This is a genomic window from Thioclava sp. L04-15 (assembly GCF_002020275.1).
Classification (GTDB): domain Bacteria; phylum Pseudomonadota; class Alphaproteobacteria; order Rhodobacterales; family Rhodobacteraceae; genus Thioclava; species Thioclava marina.
In genome coordinates this window covers 676,758-695,101 of sequence record NZ_MPZW01000001.1, presented here as the reverse complement: position 1 = coordinate 695,101, position 18,344 = coordinate 676,758, and the positions used below count along the sequence as shown (strand labels likewise).

General features: G+C 65.7%; 18 protein-coding genes. 7 read left to right on the top strand and 11 right to left on the bottom strand.

Going from position 1 to position 18,344, the window contains the following annotated elements; all coding sequences use genetic code 11:
* The first annotated feature begins 20 nt into the window (after positions 1-20).
* On the top strand, positions 21-761 hold the full coding sequence (locus BMI90_RS03420; RefSeq protein WP_078526033.1) for an SDR family oxidoreductase: 741 nt from the start codon (positions 21-23) through the stop codon (positions 759-761).
* Between the two features lie 27 nt (positions 762-788).
* Here BMI90_RS03420 and BMI90_RS03415 read toward each other — a convergent pair whose 3' ends face one another.
* On the bottom strand, positions 789-2,804 hold the full coding sequence (locus BMI90_RS03415) for an NADPH-dependent 2,4-dienoyl-CoA reductase (protein WP_078526031.1): 2,016 nt from the start codon (positions 2,802-2,804) through the stop codon (positions 789-791).
* 269 nt (positions 2,805-3,073) lie between these two features.
* On the opposite strand from BMI90_RS03415, the gene BMI90_RS03410 reads away from it, so the two are divergent.
* The gene (locus tag BMI90_RS03410; protein ID WP_078526029.1) at positions 3,074-3,979 is read left to right on the top strand and encodes a LysR family transcriptional regulator; all 906 of its coding nucleotides are present in this window, start codon (positions 3,074-3,076) and stop codon (positions 3,977-3,979) included.
* A 40-nt stretch (positions 3,980-4,019) separates the two neighbouring features.
* Here BMI90_RS03410 and BMI90_RS03405 read toward each other — a convergent pair whose 3' ends face one another.
* From BMI90_RS03405 to BMI90_RS03395, 3 genes are read right to left on the bottom strand one after another with little or no spacing between them, the layout of a single operon-like run.
* Positions 4,020-4,973, bottom strand: a complete 954-nt coding sequence (locus tag BMI90_RS03405; RefSeq protein ID WP_078526027.1) for an OmpA family protein — start codon at positions 4,971-4,973, stop codon at positions 4,020-4,022.
* Positions 4,970-5,683 (bottom strand): GNAT family N-acetyltransferase, encoded by a 714-nt coding sequence (locus BMI90_RS03400; RefSeq protein ID WP_078526025.1) that lies wholly within the window; start codon positions 5,681-5,683, stop codon positions 4,970-4,972. The genes BMI90_RS03405 and BMI90_RS03400 overlap by 4 nt, the downstream gene beginning before the upstream one ends.
* The gene (locus BMI90_RS03395; RefSeq protein WP_078526023.1) at positions 5,680-6,408 is read right to left on the bottom strand and encodes a molybdopterin-binding protein; all 729 of its coding nucleotides are present in this window, start codon (positions 6,406-6,408) and stop codon (positions 5,680-5,682) included. The genes BMI90_RS03400 and BMI90_RS03395 overlap by 4 nt, the downstream gene beginning before the upstream one ends.
* 117 nt (positions 6,409-6,525) lie before the next feature.
* On the opposite strand from BMI90_RS03395, the gene map reads away from it, so the two are divergent.
* On the top strand, positions 6,526-7,335 hold the full coding sequence (gene map, locus BMI90_RS03390) for a type I methionyl aminopeptidase (protein ID WP_078526021.1): 810 nt from the start codon (positions 6,526-6,528) through the stop codon (positions 7,333-7,335).
* Positions 7,336-7,472: 137 nt separating this feature from the next.
* Complete coding sequence (locus tag BMI90_RS03385) at positions 7,473-8,876, top strand: FAD-binding oxidoreductase (RefSeq protein ID WP_078526019.1); 1,404 nt, start codon at positions 7,473-7,475, stop codon at positions 8,874-8,876.
* Between the two features lie 123 nt (positions 8,877-8,999).
* On the opposite strand, the gene BMI90_RS03380 is transcribed toward BMI90_RS03385, so the two are convergent.
* Genes BMI90_RS03380 through BMI90_RS03370 form a run of 3 tightly spaced genes read right to left on the bottom strand, consistent with a single transcriptional unit; the run spans position 9,000 to position 10,835 of the window.
* A complete protein-coding gene (locus BMI90_RS03380; protein WP_078526017.1) occupies positions 9,000-9,428 on the bottom strand; it encodes an NUDIX hydrolase in 429 nt (142 codons plus the stop codon).
* On the bottom strand, positions 9,425-9,955 hold the full coding sequence (locus BMI90_RS03375) for an adenine phosphoribosyltransferase (protein ID WP_078526015.1): 531 nt from the start codon (positions 9,953-9,955) through the stop codon (positions 9,425-9,427). Before BMI90_RS03375 ends, BMI90_RS03380 begins: the two co-directional genes overlap by 4 nt.
* Positions 9,956-9,962: 7 nt before the next feature.
* Positions 9,963-10,835 (bottom strand): S-methyl-5'-thioadenosine phosphorylase, encoded by an 873-nt coding sequence (locus BMI90_RS03370; RefSeq protein ID WP_078526013.1) that lies wholly within the window; start codon positions 10,833-10,835, stop codon positions 9,963-9,965.
* A 141-nt stretch (positions 10,836-10,976) separates the two neighbouring features.
* Here BMI90_RS03370 and BMI90_RS03365 point away from each other — a divergent pair, with 141 nt between their 5' ends.
* On the top strand, positions 10,977-11,840 hold the full coding sequence (locus BMI90_RS03365; RefSeq protein ID WP_078526011.1) for a DMT family transporter: 864 nt from the start codon (positions 10,977-10,979) through the stop codon (positions 11,838-11,840).
* Between the two features lie 60 nt (positions 11,841-11,900).
* Here BMI90_RS03365 and BMI90_RS03360 read toward each other — a convergent pair whose 3' ends face one another.
* Positions 11,901-12,503, bottom strand: a complete 603-nt coding sequence (locus tag BMI90_RS03360) for a flavin reductase family protein (protein WP_078526009.1) — start codon at positions 12,501-12,503, stop codon at positions 11,901-11,903.
* A 68-nt stretch (positions 12,504-12,571) separates the two neighbouring features.
* Between BMI90_RS03360 and BMI90_RS03355 the strand changes: the two genes are divergently transcribed.
* Both BMI90_RS03355 and BMI90_RS03350 read left to right on the top strand, forming a co-directional pair.
* Entirely contained in the window at positions 12,572-13,054 is a 483-nt protein-coding gene (locus BMI90_RS03355) for an N-acetyltransferase (RefSeq protein ID WP_078526007.1), read from the top strand.
* A 51-nt stretch (positions 13,055-13,105) separates the two neighbouring features.
* Positions 13,106-13,858, top strand: coding sequence for an EcsC family protein (locus tag BMI90_RS03350; protein WP_146671201.1), 753 nt, complete (start codon positions 13,106-13,108; stop codon positions 13,856-13,858).
* A gap of 194 nt (positions 13,859-14,052) precedes the next feature.
* Here the strand turns inward: BMI90_RS03350 and ptsP are convergent, their stop codons facing one another.
* The 3 genes from ptsP to BMI90_RS03335 all read right to left on the bottom strand — a co-directional run bounded on the left by ptsP (position 14,053) and on the right by BMI90_RS03335 (position 18,317).
* Positions 14,053-16,296 carry a phosphoenolpyruvate--protein phosphotransferase gene (gene ptsP, locus BMI90_RS03345; protein WP_078526003.1) on the bottom strand — a complete coding sequence of 748 codons (2,244 nt, stop codon included), beginning with the start codon at positions 16,294-16,296 and terminating at the stop codon, positions 14,053-14,055.
* A gap of 40 nt (positions 16,297-16,336) precedes the next feature.
* Positions 16,337-17,596: an aspartate kinase gene (locus BMI90_RS03340; RefSeq protein WP_078526001.1), complete on the bottom strand. Its 1,260-nt coding sequence runs from the start codon at positions 17,594-17,596 to the stop codon at positions 16,337-16,339.
* A gap of 220 nt (positions 17,597-17,816) precedes the next feature.
* Positions 17,817-18,317, bottom strand: a complete 501-nt coding sequence (locus BMI90_RS03335) for a hypothetical protein (protein ID WP_146671200.1) — start codon at positions 18,315-18,317, stop codon at positions 17,817-17,819.
* Positions 18,318-18,344: the final 27 nt, after the last annotated feature.

Genomic DNA, 18,344 nt, shown 5'->3' with positions numbered 1-18,344 from the left:
GCGCCGGAGGGAGGAGCCACATGAGACTTGAGAACAAGACCGCCATCGTCACCGGTGCGGGCTCGGGCTTCGGCGCGGGCATCGCGCGCCGTTTCGCCGCCGAGGGCGCGCGCGTCATGGTCGCCGATCTGAACGAAGACGCCGCGCAGGCGGTCGCCAAGGAGATCGGCGGGATCGCCTGCGCTGTCGATGTCAGCCGCAATGCGGACGTCGCCGCGATGACTAGGGCCGCGCAGGACACCTGGGGTCGGATCGACATCCTCGTGAACAATGCAGGCACGACCCATCTGCCCAAACCGATGGAAGAGGTCACCGAGGAAGAGTTCGACCGTGTCCTCAACGTGAATGCCAAGTCGGTCTACCTGACCGCGCGCCACATCGTACCGCTGATGAAGGCGCAGGGCTCGGGTGCGATCCTCAACGTGGCCTCCACCGCTGGCGTGAGCCCGCGGCCCAGGCTCAACTGGTACAATGCCTCGAAGGGCTGGATGATTACCGCGACCCGCGCGATGGCGGTGGAGCTCGCGCCCGAGGGTATCCGCGTCAACGCAATCAATCCGGTCGCCGGAGAGACGCCGCTTCTGAAAAGCTTCATGGGCGAGGACACGCCCGAGGTGCGCGCGAAATTCCTCGCCACGATCCCGCTCGGGCGGTTTTCGACCCCCGAGGATATGGCCAACGCGGCGCTGTTTCTGTGCTCGGACGAAGCGAGCATGATCACCGGCGTCGCGATGGAGGTCGATGGCGGGCGCTGTATCTGAGCGGGAGGGGCGCGCCCCTCCCATTCCTCAAAGCGCGGCGGCGAGGCGCGTGCCCTGATCGATCGCGCGTTTCGCGTCCAGCTCGGCCGCGACATCCGCGCCGCCGATCACATGCGGGCTGCGGCCCGCCGCGATCAGCTGATCGGCAAGCGTGCGATCCGAGAGCTGACCCGCGCAAAGCACGACCGTATCGGCTTGGATCAGCGTCGGGTTCTCACGCGCTTCGCCGAAGGTGACATGCAGCCCCTCTGCGGTGATCTTCTCGTAATTCACCCCGCCGATCATTTTCACGTCCTTCATCTGAAGCGCCGCGCGGTGAATCCAGCCGGTGGTTTTCCCAAGGTGACGCCCCAGTTTCTCGCGCTTGCGCTGTAGCAGGGTGACGGTGCGCGCGGGCGCTTCGGGCTGCGGCTCGGCCAGACCGCCCGGGGTTGCCGCCGGATCGCCGACGCCCCATTCGCGCTTCCATTCCTCGAGGTCGAGCGTCGGGCTGTCGCTGACGGTCAGGAATTCGGCCACGTCGAAGCCAATCCCGCCCGCGCCGATTACCGCGACACGCGGTCCTGCGGTCACACGGCCCTTGAGGATGTCGATGTAGCTGACGACCTGCCCGCGCTCGTTCGGGATCGCGGGGTCGCGCGGCAGGACACCGGTGGCGATGATGATCTCGTCGAACCCGGCCAGCGCGTCGACCGTGGCTTCGGTGTTGAGTTTCAGCGTCACCCCGGTCTTCGCGGCCATCGTGGCAAACCAGTCGGTGAGGCCGTGGAATTCTTCCTTGCCGGGGATCGCACGCGCCATGGTCAGCTGGCCGCCGATCTCGGCGCCGCGATCGAAGACGGTGACCGCGTGGCCGCGCTGCGCGGCGGTTATCGCGGCCGAAAGGCCCGCGGGTCCGGCGCCGACGACGGCGATGGTCTTGGGCGCGTCGGTCGGCGTGATGGTGATCTCGGTCTCGTGGCCCGCGCGCGGGTTCACGAGGCAGGACGACACCTTGCCCTGGAAGGTGTGGTCGAGGCAGGCCTGGTTGCAGGCGATGCAAGGCGCGATCTCTGCGGCGCGGCCTTCCCGGGCTTTCACCACGAAATCGGGATCGGCGAGGAAGGGGCGCGCCATCGACACCATATCGGCGCAACCTTCGGCCAGCACGCTTTCCGCGGTGGCGGGATTGTTGATCCGGTTCGAGGTAATCACCGGGATCGAGACCTCGGGGCGCAGCCGTCCGGTCAGCCAGGTGAAGGCCGCGCGCGGCACCGAGGTCGCGATGGTGGGCACGCGGGCCTCGTGCCAACCGATGCCGGTGTTGAGGATCGTGGCTCCGGCAGCCTCGATGGCCTTGGCAAGTGTGACGACTTCCTCCCAGGTCGAGCCGTCGGGGATCAGATCGATGAGCGAGATGCGGTAGATCACGATGAAATCGGGGCCGACCGCCTCACGCACGCGGCGCACCACCTCGACGGGAAGGCGCATCCGGTTCTCGAACGATCCGCCCCAGCGATCCTCGCGCTTGTTCGTATGGCGCACGAGGAACTGGTTGAGGAAATACCCTTCCGAGCCCATCACCTCGACCCCGTCATAGCCCGCCTCGCGCGCGCGCGCGGCAGAGGTCGCTATATCGGCGATCTGCTTCTCGATCCCGGCCTCGTCGAGTTCTCTCGGCGGGAAAGGGGAGATCGGGGACTTGATGGCCGAGGCCGAGACACAATCGGGACCGTAAGCATAGCGGCCCGCATGGAGGATCTGCATCGCGATCCGCCCGCCCGCTTCATGGACGCGATCGGTGATCAGGCGGTGGTTGGCGATGTCCTGCGGCGTGAAAAGACCCGCCGCACCGGGAAACACGCCCCCTTCGGCATTGGGGGCCATGCCGCCGGTCACCATCAGTGCGACGCCGCCGCGCGCGCGCTCGGCATAGAACTCGGCTACCGCGTTCCAATTGCCGCGCTCTTCGAGATTGGTGTGCATCGAGCCCATCAGCACGCGGTTAGGCAGCGTGACATGGCCCAGATCGAGCGGCGTGAAGAGATGCGGATACTGGCTCATGAAACCCTCCCTGATTTGGGCAGCACTGTTGCGAGCGCGACCCGCGTTGTCACGTCAAACGCGGCGTCATTGCGCCTTCGGATCCGTCGCGGAAGATGTGTAATCGCCTTGTTTCCTTGGAAATCCATAGGCGGTGAGACCGTTTCGTGAGAGTAACCAACCCGTGACATTTCCCCCTTATTGTCGCCCTGAGGCCCCATTTGCGCCCGATTTGACCTCGAAAACGGACGACAACGACAAACAAAACGAGTTCCGCAAAGGTGCGCTAGATGGATCGCCTGACTGAAATGGAAGCCTTCGCAATGGTCGTCGACCAGGGCGGCTTCACAGATGCCGCGAAGAAGATGGGCATTTCCAAATCCGCCGTGTCGAAGCACGTCTCCGCGCTCGAGGCGCGCCTTGGCGCGCGTCTGCTCAACCGCACCACGCGCCGCGTTTCCCCGACCGAGATCGGTCTGGCCTATTACGATCGCGCACGCCGGGTGCTCAACGATGCGGGCGAGGCCGACGCGCTGGTCACCTCGATGCAGACCGCGCCTTCGGGTCTGCTGCGCATTTCGGTCGCGACGGATTTCGGCGTGAACCTTCTGTCGCCCGTTCTGGGCGATTTCCTGCAGGAATTCCCCGATATCACCGTGAACATGGTGCTGAACAACCGCTACGTCGAACTGATCTCGGAAGGGTTCGATATGGCGATCCGCGTCGGCGAGCTGGAGGATAGCAGCCTGCGCGCGCGCAAGCTGACCGAAACCTCGCGCCGGATGATCGCCGCACCCGAGTATTTCGCGAAATACGGCCGCCCCGAGCGGATCGACGACCTCAACGAACACAAGCTGCTGCATTACTCGAACCAGTCGGCGGGCAATGTCTGGAAGCTGACCGCGCCCTCGGGCGAGCGTCGTCAGGTGCGCTCGGCGGGCTGGCTGACGGTCAATGACGGCCAATCGCTGCTGCATGCCTGCATCGCGGGGCTCGGCATCGCCTACCTGCCGTCCTTCCTTTATGCCGATGCGATGCGCCAGGGCCTCGTGGAAGAGGCAATGCCCGACCTGCCGATGGAGACGCTGGGCATCTACGCGATCTATCCGCCGGGCCGTTTCACCCAGCCGAAAGTGCGCGCCTTCATCGATTTTCTCGCCCAGACCTTCGCCGAGAAGGGTCCTGACAACTGGTGAGCCGATCTTCCCCTGCGGGGTCCGAGCAGCCCGGACCGCGCTAACTGCGGGTCGAAGTGAGAACCACTTCGACCCGTCTGTTTTTCTCGCGCCCCTCTTTCGTCAGGCTGCTCGCGCGCGGCGCGAGGAAGCCCGCGCCCTCGGCGCTGACCTGGGCCGGGTCGGTGCCATAGTCGGAGATCAACTTGCTGCGCACAGACTGGGCGCGTTTCTTCGAAAGCGCGATATTCGCGGCCAGCGAGCCCACCGCATCGGTATGCCCGACCAGCATGACCTGCATGTCCGGGTTGGCCTTCAGAAACTCCGCCAGGGCCGCAAGCGAGGCGAATTCTCCGGGTCCGAGGGTCGCCGCGCCAGACGGAAAGTCGAGATCGTCGAGCGCGACGGAGCCCCGGGTTTCGAGCGCGCGGGCGAATGCCGAAGGTGGGGTCGCAGTGGCATTCGTCGTCAACGGGGCGGCGGGCAGAGGTGTCGCGAGCGGATTGTCGGGCCGCGCCGGGGTCACGTCCTGTACGCTGAGATCGGTAATCTGGATAAATCCCGACTCCGACGAGCGCGAGACCGTGATCGCGACATATTCCTCGCCCTTGCGCGCTGCGAGATAGCGGAAATCGCCCAAGTCGACATGCATCGAGGGCTCGGGCAGCAGGTCGAGCGCATAGCGAAAATCGAAGCCACCACAGGCATCGGTGTCGCACTCGTAAAGCAGTGTGTAACCAGCCTCGGTCAACTGGTCGCGCAGCGGTGCGAGGATCTGGAGCGTCGTGTTCTGGTTCGCCCGGAGCCGCCAGGCGGTGTCGCTGCGCGCGCCCTCAAGCGCGATATGCTCGATCGCGCCATCCTGCCACGGGCCGACGGCGAGCGCGTAGCTTGTCGCCGGGCTCGACGCCTGCGCCGATTGGGTCGCGCCACCGGGCAGGCTGAGCGCGAGCGGCTCGGCCAGCGCGGGCGCGGCGATCAACGTCGCGAGCGCGAAGCCAGCCAGACGGGTCACAGGGCATCCTCCTTGCGGCGGTAGTGATACTGCGCGCGCGCTTCCATCCCGAGGTCACGCGCAAGCCCGTTCGAGGCATCATTGGCAAGCGTCACGATCATCTCGAAGCGCGTAGCCCCTGCCTCGGCGGCCCAGCGGGCAGCCTCGTGAACCATCTGGCGCGCGAGCCCCATGCGGCGGAACCGGGGGGCGACAGCAAGCGCGTGCAGCATCGCCGCACCCTCGTGGAGAGCGACGAAGGCCACGCCTGCCGCGCGATCCTGCTTGCGGCCCAGGACACAGGCTTTCGGGCCGGTGACGCGCTCCATGATCGCCTGACGTTCGGGGCCGACGTCAAGCTCAGACCAGAGATCGCGGGCGATCTGGAGCGGTGGCCAATGGGCGAAGGCCGTGACGGGAGGCACCTCACCTTGCACCTGCTCGATCGGTGCCGACCACAGACGGACCGGATCATAGGCCTCGTAGCCCCGCCCTTCGAGCACCGCATCGAATGCGTCTTCGCCATCGCGGATCATGAAGCGCGGGGTCTGGCCGAGGGCGCGGTGGGCAGCCTCCGCGGCCGGGATGTCGGCCTCTTCCAGCGGACCTTCGAGCGTGGCGCAGCTGACGCGCGAGCCGCCACCCTGACCGTCGCGGATCAGGAACCCTCCGGCACGGCGAAACTGCGCGGGGGGCCAGGTTGCATCGATGATCGCGTAGGCGTCGGTCATTTGCCCTCCGGGAAAGCGGTCTTCAGCGCTTGCCAGCCCACCTCGACCCGCCCGGGATCGGTGCCGCGGGTGACGAGATTTGTCCCGTATCGCCCCTCCTGCACGAAGGGATAGGACCCGATCGAGAGATCGGGAAAGCGCGCCGCGATCTCGCGCAGCTCATCGGCCACGGAGGCCTCCGCGACCATCACCTGCCAGTTTCGCGAGATCAGCGGTGCGCCCCCGGTGAGCTTCGGCAAGAGCCCCTCGACCATCGCCTGGAAGATGTTGGGCACGCCCGCCATCACATGGACATTGCCCAGCGAGAAGCCCGGTGCGCCCGAGACCGGGTTGTCGATCAGCTCGGCGACCGCGGGAATGCGGGCCATGCGCAGCCGGGCGGTGGTGAACTCGACCCCGCGCGCGGCGTAATGTTCTGCGAGGATCATGCGCGCGTCGTCGCGTATGTCGAGCGAGGCCCCCATCGCCTCGGCCACCGCATCGGCGGTGATGTCGTCATGGGTCGGGCCGATGCCGCCGCTCGTGAAAAGATGATCGTGGCTTGTCGAAAGCTCACGCACCGCCGCCACGATCACGTCGTTATCGTCCGGCACGACCCGGATCTGGCGGCAGGTGATGCCATGTTCGGCCAGCTTTCCGGCAAGGAAATGGGCGTTGCCCTCGCGGGTGCGGCCGGTGAGGATCTCGTCGCCGATGATCAGGATCGCTGCGGTGGGATTGGGCATCTGGGAGGCTCCTTTCGCCTTGGTATAGGGTGCAGCGGGGCAGGGGAAAAGAGCGGGCACTGGCCAAGGCGTTCTTTTGTGACTATCTAGAGCCCGCAACCTGCAAGGAGTGGACCCTTGGACGACAATCAGGCCCGAGTGACCAAAGACGGTATCCGGATTTACGACCAGAGCGATTTCGCTGGAATGCGCGCCGCCTCGCAGGTGACCGCGCAGATCCTCGACGAGGTGGCGGATCTGGTGAAGCCGGGGGTAAGCACCGGCGAGCTCGACGCTTTCATCGACAAGCGCGTCACCGAGCTGGGCGCGACTTCGGCCACGATCGGCTATCGCGGGTATCGCCATGCGAGCTGCATCTCGGTCAACCATGTGGTCTGCCACGGCATCCCGGGCGACAAGAAGCTCAAGGATGGCGATATCATCAATATCGACGTGACGGTGATCCTCGATGGCTGGTACGGGGACAGCTCGCGCATGTATGTCGCGGGTACCCTGAGCCGGAAGGCCGAGCGGCTGATCCAGGTCACCCATGACGCGCTGATGATCGGGATCGAACAGGTCAAGCCGGGCAACACCTTCGGCGATATCGGCCATGCGATCCAGAAATTCGTCGAAGGCCACCGGATGTCGGTGGTGCGTGACTTCTGCGGCCATGGTGTCGGCAAGGTCTTCCACGCACCGCCGAACGTGCTCCATTACGGGCGCGCGGGTTCGGGGGCGGTGCTCGAGGAAGGCATGATCTTTACGATCGAGCCGATGGTCAATCTGGGCCGCCCCGAGACCAAGGTTCTCGCCGATGATTGGACCGCCGTGACGCGTGACAAGTCGCTGAGCGCGCAATTCGAGCATTCGGTTGGGGTGACCGCGGATGGCTGCGAGATCTTCACGTTGAGCCCGGCGAACCGTTTCCATCCGACCTGGCGATAAGGCGGGCCACGCATACGGGGCGGAGGTGCGGACACCTCTGCCGCAAGACGAATGAGACAGGTCAGGAAGGGGGCGCTGCCCCCTCGGCTTGACAGCCTCACCCCCGGGATATTTGGGCCAATTCGAAGGAGTGTTCGATGCGCGCACCTGCCGATGAGAGCTTTGTCGAGACGCTGCGCGCAGAGGTGCCGGGGCTGAGCATCGGCGCGCCGGGGGTATCTTATCTCGAGGAGCCTCGCGGGCGTTACAAGGGCTGCGGCGGGGTTCTGGTGAAGCCCGTCTCGACGGCACAGGTCGCGGCGATTCTGCGGACCTGCCACAGTGCGGGTGTAGGGGTGGTGCCCTTTGGCGGCGGGACCGGGCTGGTCGGTGGCCAGATCATCGAAGAGGGCCCCGCGCCGGTGATCGTGAGCCTTGAGAAGATGGCGTCGGTACGGGCGGTCACTGGCCATGTGCTGGAGATCGAGGCGGGCGCGACACTTCTGGACGCGCAGCAGGCGGCGGATCGCGCGGGACGGCTGTTCCCGCTGACCATCGCGAGCCAGGGCTCGGCGCGGATCGGTGGCGTGCTGGCGACCAATGCGGGCGGCGTGAACGTGCTACGCTATGGCAATGCCCGTGAGCTCTGCCTGGGGGTCGAGGCGGTGCTGGCCGATGGCGCGGTGATCTCGGGGCTGAAACATCTGCGCAAGGACAACACGGGCTACGACCTGAAGGACCTGCTGATCGGGTCCGAGGGCACGTTGGGGATCATCACCGCGGCGACGTTGCGGCTGTTGCCAAAACCTGCGGCGGTCGGCACGGCGATGATGGTGGTCGAAAGCCCGTCGGCGGCGCTGGCATTGCTGGAACTGGCCGAAGCGCGGATGCCGGGTTGTGTCTCGGCTTTCGAGCTGATTTCGGGGCAGGGGCTGCGGTTTCTGGATGCCGTCGGCCCGGAGGTGCATCAGCCATTTGCCGCGCGCCCGGACTGGTCGGTGCTGATCGAGATCGGCCTGCCGGAGGGGCTGGCGCCGGAAGAGGCGTTGGCGGGGCTCTTCGTGGCGGGCGAGGGCCTTGTGCGTGACGGGGTCATCGCAAGCTCCGAGAGCCAGCGCGCCCAGATGTGGACCCTGCGCGAGAGCCTGCCGGAGGCGAACAAGCGGATCGGTTCGATTTCCAGCCATGACATTTCGCTGCCGCTGCCGAAGCTGGCTCAGTTCATCGAAGAGGCCGAGGCGGCCCTGCGCGCTTTGGCCGATATCCGCATCAACTGCTTCGGTCATGTCGGGGACGGCAACCTGCATTTCAACGCCTTCCCGGCGGAAGGGCGCGATCGCAAGGAATACGAAAACCTGCGCCGCGCGATTCCCGAGACGGTCTACGATCTGGTGGATCGCTTCGGCGGTTCGATCTCGGCCGAGCATGGGATCGGGCGGCTCAAGGTCGGCGATCTGGAGCGTTACGGCGATCCGGGCAAGCTGGCGGCGATGCGGGCGATCAAATCGGCGCTGGATCCGAAAGGCATCCTCAATCCCGGCGCGGTTCTGGCCGAACGCTGAGGTGGAGACGAGACGCGCCCCACCAGGAGAGCAGGCGGGGCGCGGCATTCCGGTTCACGTGTGTATGCAAGCAGCCGAACCATCAGGCGCGGTCAGCCTAGCGCGATTCGCATTAGCGATGGGTTAACGCGAATGAGAATGGTGCAGTGCTGCGGCCTGCCGCGCGACGCGTGCCACATCGCGGCTCAGGGGAAGATCCTCGATCCGGTCGAGATCGACCCAGCGGGCATCCAGCGCATCATCGGCAGCACTTGGCTCTCCGGCCAGCCAGCGGCATTCGACCGCGATCAGCACGTAATGATGCTCCAGCATCTCATCTGCGCCCTGTGCAAGGACATCAAGCGCGTTGAAGGCGTGCGTTGCCTCTGCGCGCACGCCGGTCTCTTCGCGCAGCTCGCGCTCGGCTGCCGAGAGAAGCGTCTCACCGAACTCGATCTTGCCGCCGGGAAATCCCCAGAGTCCGGCATCGGGCGGGTTCGCGCGCTGCACCAGAAGGGCCTGCCCGTCGCGGATCACCACGGCAAGGACGGCAGCGACCGGGCCCGGGCTCACAGCCCCTCGAACTCGCAGAGCACGTTCACATTCATCCCGAGGCTTTCGAGCAGTTTTCGCCCGCCCAGTTCCGGGAGATCGACGATGAAGGACAGGCCGACGATATCGCCGCCGACGCGCTCGATCAGCTGGATGCCCGCCCGCGCGGTGCCGCCCGTGGCCAGAAGGTCATCGACGATCAGAACCTTCTCGCCGGGCTGGATCGCGTCTTCATGCATCTCCATCACCGCCTCGCCATATTCGAGCTGGTAGGCTTGGCTGATGGTCTGGCCGGGCAGTTTACCCTTCTTGCGGATCGGCACGAAGCCTTTCGAAAGCTGATGGGCAATCGCGCCGCCGAGGATGAAGCCACGCGCCTCCAGCCCCACGACCTTGTCGATCTGCTGGCCCGCCCAGGGGTGAAGAAGCTGGTCGATCGCCATGCGGAAGCCGCGCGGATCGGCAAACAGGGTCGTCACATCGCGGAACATGATCCCTTCATGCGGGAAATCGGCGATGGTGCGGATATAGTCTTTGACGTCTTTCATTCGGTCCTCAGAGGTCGAGCACGCGGCCCGCGATGGTCTTCAGTTTCTCTTTCATCTCGGCCGAGCGCTTGTCGGGCGCGGTCATGATCGCGCTGTCGAGCGCGCGGGTGCAGCCGGTCGTACATTCTCCCGCAGCGCCTTTGAGCAGTGCGGGCAGGGCCGCGACCAGATCGCGGGCCTTGCTCGCGTTCTTCATCGCGACGGCCACGACCTGCGCCACGTCCACGGCGTCGTGATCGGGGTGCCAGCAGTCGAAATCGGTGATCATCGCGACGCAGGCGTAATGGAGTTCCGCCTCGCGGGCGAGCTTCGCTTCGGGCATCCCGGTCATGCCGATCACGTCGGCGCCCCATTGGCGGTAAAGCTCGCTCTCGGCCTTTGTCGAGAATTGCGGGCCTTCCATCGCGACATAGGTGCCGCCCTCATGGACCTTTACGCCGGTCTTGCGCGCGGCCTCGGCGCAGGCGGCGGACAGGTCCGCGCAGACGGGATGGGCGACCGAGACATGGCCCACCATGCCGGGGCCGAAGAAGGATTTTTCGCGGGCGAAGGTGCGGTCGATATATTGATCCACGATCAGGAAATCGCCCGGCGCATAGGCCTCTTTCAGCGAGCCCACCGCCGAGACCGCGACGAGATCGGTCACGCCCAGCTGCTTCATCGCGGCGATATTGGCGCGGTAGGGGACGGTGGTCGGGGTCTCGACATGGCCGCGCCCGTGGCGGGGCAGGAAGGCCATCTTCACGCCGTGCAGCGTGCCGGTCAGAACCTGATCGGAGGGCGCGCCGAAGGGCGTGTCGACCGTGACCCATTCGGCCCCTTCCAGCCCGTCGATCTGGTAGACGCCCGAGCCGCCGATCACCCCGATCATCTTCTCCATCCCGCGCATCCTCCGGTTAGCCGCAAACTGTCGCGGCGAGCCTAAGCCCCGGGCGCGCAGGAGGAAAGAGGGATTGCAGCCGCTTGCCGCGCGGTCTATCGGCGAAAGGCGGGGCGAGGGAGTGCCCCCTCGGGAGGAGATATGGAAAATATCCGCGGTTCGGTGCTGATGGTGGTCGCGATGGCGGCTTTTGCGATGGAAGACATGTTCGTCAAATCAGCGTCGACCCATGTCGCGGTCGGCGTGGTGCTGATGCTGTTCGGCCTTGGCGGCATGGCGGTCTTCGCGACACTGGTGACCGCGCGCGGGCAACGGCTGCTGCATCCGGCGCTGCTCTCGAAGCCGATGCTGATCAAGCTCGTACTCGAGGTGGTGGGGCGTCTTGGCTATACGCTGGGGATCGCGCTGACGCCGCTGTCGAACGCCTCCGCCATCCTGCAGGCCACGCCGCTGGTCGTGGTCGCAGGCGCGGCGGTGGTGTTTTCCGAGCGCGTGGGGATGCGTCGCTGGGTCGCGGTCGGCATCGGCTTTCTCGGCGTGCTGATCGTGCTGCGCCCGGGCCTCGACGGGTTCGTGCCCGCCGCGCTCTGGACGGTGCTGGGGATGCTGGGCTTCGCGGGCCGCGATCTGGCGACCCGCGCCTGCCCGCCGGTGCTGTCGAATTTCCAGCTCAGCTTCTACGGGTTCATGATGCTGATCCCGACCGGCGCACTGATCCTGATGATCTTCGGCGGGCCGAGCACGCCGGACCTGATCGCGCTGCGCGATATCGCAGGTGCGGTCGCCTTCGGCACTTTCGCCTACTGGTCGCTGACCAAGGCGATGCGGATGGGCGAGGTCTCGGTCATCACGCCCTTCCGCTATACCCGCCTGATCTTCGCGCTGATCCTTGGCGCGGTCGTCTTCGGTGAGCGCCCGGACGCGGCGATGATTGCGGGGGCGGTGCTGATCGTGGCGAGCGGGCTCTACACGCTGGTCGAAGGCCGCCGCGCACGCAGGGCTTGAGGTCGGGGCTTGAGGTCGGGGCCTGAGACGGAGGGCGAGCCGGAGGCCTGAGTGCAGGGCTCATCCCCCGGCGGGGCGCAGCATCTCGAAGGCCTCGTTCACAGCGGCATAATCCCCCCGATAGCCAAAGCGCACCAGCCGGTCCTTGGGGCGGTAGTAGCCTTCGCGCAAACAGTCATCTGCGATATGAACGCCCGTGACCTCGCCATGGACGAGGAAGTTCGCCTCGCCCAGAAGCTCCACCACCTGAACCAAACGGCATTCGAGGCTCGCAGGGGCCGCCGCCACGCGCGGGCAGTCGATCGTCTCGCATTCGGCTTTCTCGATCCCACATTCGGCAAACTCATCCGTGCCTGCGGGGAAATTCGCGCAAGACGCGTTCATCTGATCCTTCAGCGCATAGGTCACCAGATTGACGCAGAACACGCCAGACTCGCGGATCTGCGCGACGCTGTCCTTGGTGCCCTCACGATCCGGCTTGGCCGAGGTCGAGGAAAAGATCACCTGCGGCGGCGTATAGGCCACGGCATTGAAGAAGGAATAGGGCGCGAGATTGTCGCCCATTGTTCCGCGCGTCGAGATCCAGCCGATCGGACGTGGCGCCACGATCGCGTTGAAGGGATTATGCGGCAGCCCATGGCCATCTTGCGGTCGATAGAACATGCTTTCTCCTGTTTGATCCTGATCTTAGTGCGTGCTACCGCGTCGAACAGGGCAAAAGGACGGGCGCGATGTATCAGCTCGAAGAGGAAACGGACGAGGACTGGTGGGAAGTCGAGGCGCTCTATGACCTCTGCTTCGCGCCCGGGCGCACGGCGCTGTCCTCCTATCGTCTGCGCGACGGGGTGAAAAAGGTCGCGCCCCTGTGCCTCACCTTGCGTCAGGATGGCATTCTCGCCGCGGTGATCCGCTACTGGCCGGTGCGCGTCGGCGGCAAACGGGTGTTGCTCCTGGGTCCGGTCGCGGTGCACCCGACGCGGCAGGGGGAAGGGCTGGGCGGGCTCTTGATGCATGAGAGCCTCGCCGAGGCGCATCGTCTGGGATGGGAACGGGTGCTGCTGGTCGGAGATGAGCCCTATTATTCGCGCTTCGGGTTCGAAAAGCTCGAAGGGGTCGAGATGCCACCCCCCACCAACCCCGACCGCGTGCTCGGGCTCGAACTTGTACCCGGCGCCTGGGAGGGCGTGAAAGGCCCCGTCGAGAAGGCCGCCTGATTGCCGAACGGCGCGGCTGCCCCCATATTTGGCCAAAAGCAGGAGATGCCCATGGCCGAGATCCTTCCCCCCGTGACCGACCCCGCACTGCTCGGAGAGCTCGACGCGCTGGCCAGACGCCACCGCGCGGCGGGCGGCGTCGTGATGCAGCTGATCGGCTATGTCGGCACCTCCGCGGAGAGCCTGCTGGAGAAACTTCCGGCCCCGGTCCGGGGTGGGCTCGACGGGGCGACGGAGCGCGCGCTGTCTGGCGCGATGGTGGCGGCCGAACGCTCGCGCGGCATCGTGTCGGACCGCCCCGACTGGCTCAACCGTACGCTGACGGCGGCGATGGGCGCGGCCGGGGGCGCAGGCGGTCTTGCAAGCTCGCTCGCCGAATTGCCCTTCACCGTGACGATGCTTCTGCGTGCGATCCAGGGCATCGCCGCCGAACATGGTTTCGATCCGGCGTCCGACGAGGTGCGCCTCGAATGCCTGCGCGTCTTCGCCTCGGCCGGGCCGCTCGAAAACGATGACGGGATGGATCTGAGCTTTCTCGCCGCGCGCGCCACGATCACCGGGCCGAGCATGAAATCCCTCATCGCCAAGGTCGCTCCGCGGCTTTCGGCGGTGCTCGGTCAGAAACTCGCGGCCCAGGCGGCCCCGGTCCTGGGCGCGGTCGCGGGTGCTGCGGTGAACTATGCCTTCACCAGCTATTATCAGGAAATCGCCCGCGTCCATTTCGGGCTCAAGCGACTCGCCCGCGACAGCGGCACCGATGAGGGGCTCCTACGCGAGGAGCTGGTGGCGCGCATCGCGAAGTGACCCGGCCGGGCACGTCTTTCGGCCTTCGGACGCCTCCGGCGGGGATATTTCGGCCAACTCGGAGAAGAGGTCTCGCTTCTTCTTGACGAAAATATCTCGGGGGTGAGGCGCGAAGCGCCGAGGGGGCAGCGCCCCCTCTTATCCCGGTCTTTGTCGTCGTCCAGCGCTGGGAAAGGCCGCGCCTCTCGCTGTCCTCAGAGATGCGCGAGGTAGTTGGTGACAGCGCCGCGCACGGAGCTTTGGCCTTCGTTGCGGGCCCTTTGAATGACCTGGCGAAGCTCGGTCAGGTCCGCGCGGCGGATCAGGTGTTTGACCGGACCGATGGAGGCGGGCCGCATCGAGAGCGTGCGGATCCCGAGTGCTGCGAGAGTCAGCGCCTCGATCGGCCGGCCGGCATCCTCGCCGCAGAAACTCAGCGGCGTGCCCGAGACCGAGCAGCGCGCGATGATCCGTTCGAGGAAATTCAGGAAGGAGCCGTCGAGCGTGTCGTAGCGACGGCGCACGCGCTCGTTCTCGCGGTCGGCGGCGAAGAAGAACTGCTTGAGGTCATTGCCGCCGATCGAGATGAAATCGCAGTCGCGATAGAAGCTGTCGGGGGCGAAGCCGAGTGAAGGGGTCTCAAGCATCGCGCCGACACGGAGATCCTCGGGGACGGGGCGACCCAGCTGAGCTTCGCGATCGCGTACGCGCAGCAGCATGTCGCGCGCGGCGGTGAATTCCTCGGGAAGCGCAATGAAGGGGAACATGATCGACATCGGCCGCCCATTGCCCGCGCGCAGCAGCGCCTGGAGCTGCATTCGCAGAACGCCGGGTTTGTCGAGCCCCACGCGCAGCGCGCGCCAGCCCATCGCGGGGTTCGGCTCGTCTTGCGGTTTCATGTAGGGCACGACCTTGTCCGAGCCGATATCGAGCGTGCGGAAATGGACCCGCTTGCCGTCGGCCGCATCCATCACGCGGCGATAGAGCTGGGCGAGCTCGTCGCGGCGCGGCACGCGGGTGCGGGTGAGAAATTGCAGCTCGGTGCGGAAGAGGCCGACACCGTCCGCGCCCGAGCCTTTCAGCGAGGGCAGGTCGGCCATGAGACCTGCGTTCATCATCAGCGAGATGGTGGTGCCGTTGCGGTCCTGCGCGGGCAGGTCGCGCAGGCTGGCATAGCGTTTCTGTGCCTCGGCCTGCATCGCGATCTTGTCGCGGAAGGCGTGGGTCACGCTTTCCTCGGGGCGCAGATGCACCACACCCTGATCGCCATCGACGAGGATCGGGTCTCCGTTGAGGGCTTCGGCCGTGATCCGGCCCGCATGGATCACCAGCGGGATCGACAGGGCGCGCGCCACGATCGCGGCGTGAGACCCGACCGAGCCTTCCTCGAGCACGATCCCCTTGAGCTTGCGGTCGTAATCGAGCAGCTCCGCCGGGCCGATATTGCGCGCGATCAGCACCGGGTTGGCGGGGAGTTCGGCGCCGGTATCGGTGCCCTGACCCGTGAGTTGACGCAGCAGCCGGTTGGACAGATCGTCGAGATCGTTGAGCCGCTCGCGCAGATAGGGATCGGGCGATTTCGCCATCCGGTCGCGCGCGGCGTTCTGTTCCTTCTCGACCGCGGCTTCGGCCGAGAGGCCCGCCGCGATATCCTCGAGCATACGCCGCTTCCAGCCCTTCGAGGCGGCGAGCATCTTGAACGTCTCGAGAACCTGACGCTGATCCTTGTCGATCAGGGTCGGGCTCTTGAGCATGGTGTCGATCTGCCCACGCAATTCCTTGATCGCGGCCTCGAGACGTGACGCCTCGGCCTCCGGGTCCTCGCCCACCGGGTTGGTCACGACCACGCGGGGCTCGTGCAGCCAGACCCGGCCTTCCGCCGCGCCCTCCTGTCCGGTCGCGCCGCGAAACATCACGGGGAAACGGTGGGTCGCGCCGATTTCCGAATTCTCGCCGCCCACGAAGGCGCCAAGCTCGGTCATCTCGGCCAGCACCATCGCGACGACTTCGAGCCCGTAAAGCTCGTCATCGGAGAAGGAGCGCTTCTCCTTCGATTGCACTACCAACACGCCGAGTTTTTCGCCTACGCGCTGGATCGGCACGCCGACGAAGCTGGAATAGATCTCTTCGCCGGTCTCGGGCATGTAGCGGAAACCGGGCTCGGAGGGCGCATCGGCGGAGTTGATCGGGCGGCCAGACCGCGCGACGCGGCCCACGAGCCCCTCGCCCAGCCGCATCCGCGTGTGGTGGACGGCCTCGGGCTTGAGGCCCTCGGTGGCGCAAAGCTCCAGCGTCTCGGGGTCGCGGAACAGGTAGATCGAGCACACCTGCGTGCCCATCGAATCCGCGATGATGCGGGTGATGTGGTTCAGGCGGTCCTGACCGCTCCCCTCGGTGGCCAGCGTGTCGCGCAGCCGTCGAAGCAGCGTGCGACTGTCACTTTCGCTCAGTTCCACCATCTGTAAAGTCTGCCCCCGTTTGATGAAGGCCGCCGGTCAGTCAGGCCTTGTCGAGCTCGAAGGCATCATGCAGGGCCTGAACCGCCAGTTCCAGATATTTGCGGTCGACGAGCACCGAAATCTTGATTTCGGACGTTGCGATGACCTTGATGTTGACGTTTTCAGCAGCCAGCGCCTCGAACATCTTCGCCGCGACGCCCGCATGGCTGCGCATGCCGATGCCGACCACGGAGATCTTGGCGACCTCGGTGTCGATGATCAGGTCGTCATATTTGATCAGACCCGCGGCCATCGCGTCTTCCATCGCCTTGCGGGCGCGGGCGACCTGGTTGGTCGGGCAGGAGAAGGTCATGTCGGTCACGGCGCCGGTATGGGCGTCGTCATAGTCCTTCTCGGAGATGTTCTGGACGATCATGTCCACGTTGATCCCGGCCTCCGCCAGCGGTCCGAAGATTGCCGAGGCGATGCCGGGGCGGTCTTCGATGGTGAAGAGCGTGATCTTGGCCTCATCGCGCGAATAGGCGACGCCGGAGACGACTTTCGATTCCATGATTTCATCCTCACCGCAAACGAGGGTTCCAGAGTTTTCATCGGTCTCCTCGAAGGAGGAGAGCACCCGCAGGCGCACATTGTAGCGCATCGCGAGCTCGACCGAGCGGGTTTGCAGCACCTTCGCGCCGAGCGATGCGAGCTCGAGCATCTCCTCGAAGGCGATCTTGTCGAGCTTGCGCGCCTTGGAAGAGATGCGCGGGTCGGTCGTGTAGATGCCGTCGACATCGGTGTAGATGTCGCAGCGCTCCGCGCCGAAGGCGGCGGCGAATGCCACCGCCGTGGTGTCCGAGCCGCCGCGGCCCAGTGTGGTGATCCGGCCCTCGGCCGAAAGGCCCTGGAAGCCGGCGACGACCGCGACGCGGAAGCCTTCGGCGAACTTGGCATCGATATTGTCGCGCGGGATCGACACGAAACGCGCGGCGCTATGCGCCGAGGTGGTGTTGATCGGAACCTGCCAGCCCTGCCAGCTGCGCGCCGAGACGCCCATCTCCTGCAGGCGCAGCGCCATCAGACCGGCGGTGACGTTCTCGCCCGAGGCAACGACCGCGTCGTATTCGCGGGCATCATAGAGCGGCGAGGTCGTTTCGACCCAGTTCACCAGCTCATTGGTCTTGCCCGACATCGCCGAGACGATGACGATCACGTCATAGCCGCGCTCGACCTCGCGCTTCACCTTTTCGGCGGCGTTGGCGATCCGGTCGAGATCAGCGACCGAAGTGCCGCCGAATTTCATCACCAGAATTGGCATGGAAACCCCCTTGGGCAGAGTCGCGCCCCTGCTAGCCCAAGCGGTTGGCGCGCGCAAGAGATTTGCTTGGCGTCGGGGAAAGGGGCGAGGCAAACCCGCGAAGACGTTGGAAAAGGTGGTGCCGGGGGGACGTGGCGTCCGCGCCGGTCGGGACCTCTGCGCGAGGCGGGCTCGCGCAGAGTTGGCTTTGACTACCGATCTGATCTAGAGCGGGTCTTTATCAGTACATTTCATACGGGGCATTCGGCTGGACCTTGTCGAACTTGAAGCTCGTGACGCCCACGTAGCCGTTCATGCCGCTGCCCGAAAAGCCGTAATTTCCGCCGATTTCGAAATGGTTCATCAGACCGCCGAACTGGCCGATCATCTCGCCGTTGCCGAAGTCGTAACCCAGACCCAGCTCGCCCATGCCATAGGTCGTCCCCTTGAAGCCCGTCACGAAGACGCTGGGAGTGCCGCCCTGCTTGAACAGGTCGAGATCGAGAAAGACGCGCGCGCCTTGCACGTCATCGTCGGAATCGATGTCGGTATAGATCGCGCCGACGCGGGTCGACAGCCCGCCGCCCTGCTTGCCGAAGGTCCAGTTCAGACCGGCAAAGAGGCGCGTTTTGCTTTCGGAATTCTTGCTCGGTCCGAAGATCGGCGGCATGATTTCGCCGGCATGTGCGGCCGATGCGAGGGTGGTCAGGGCGATGATTGCTGCGCTTGCGAGGCGTTTCATCCAGATCTCCGTCATTCTGGGTGGAAT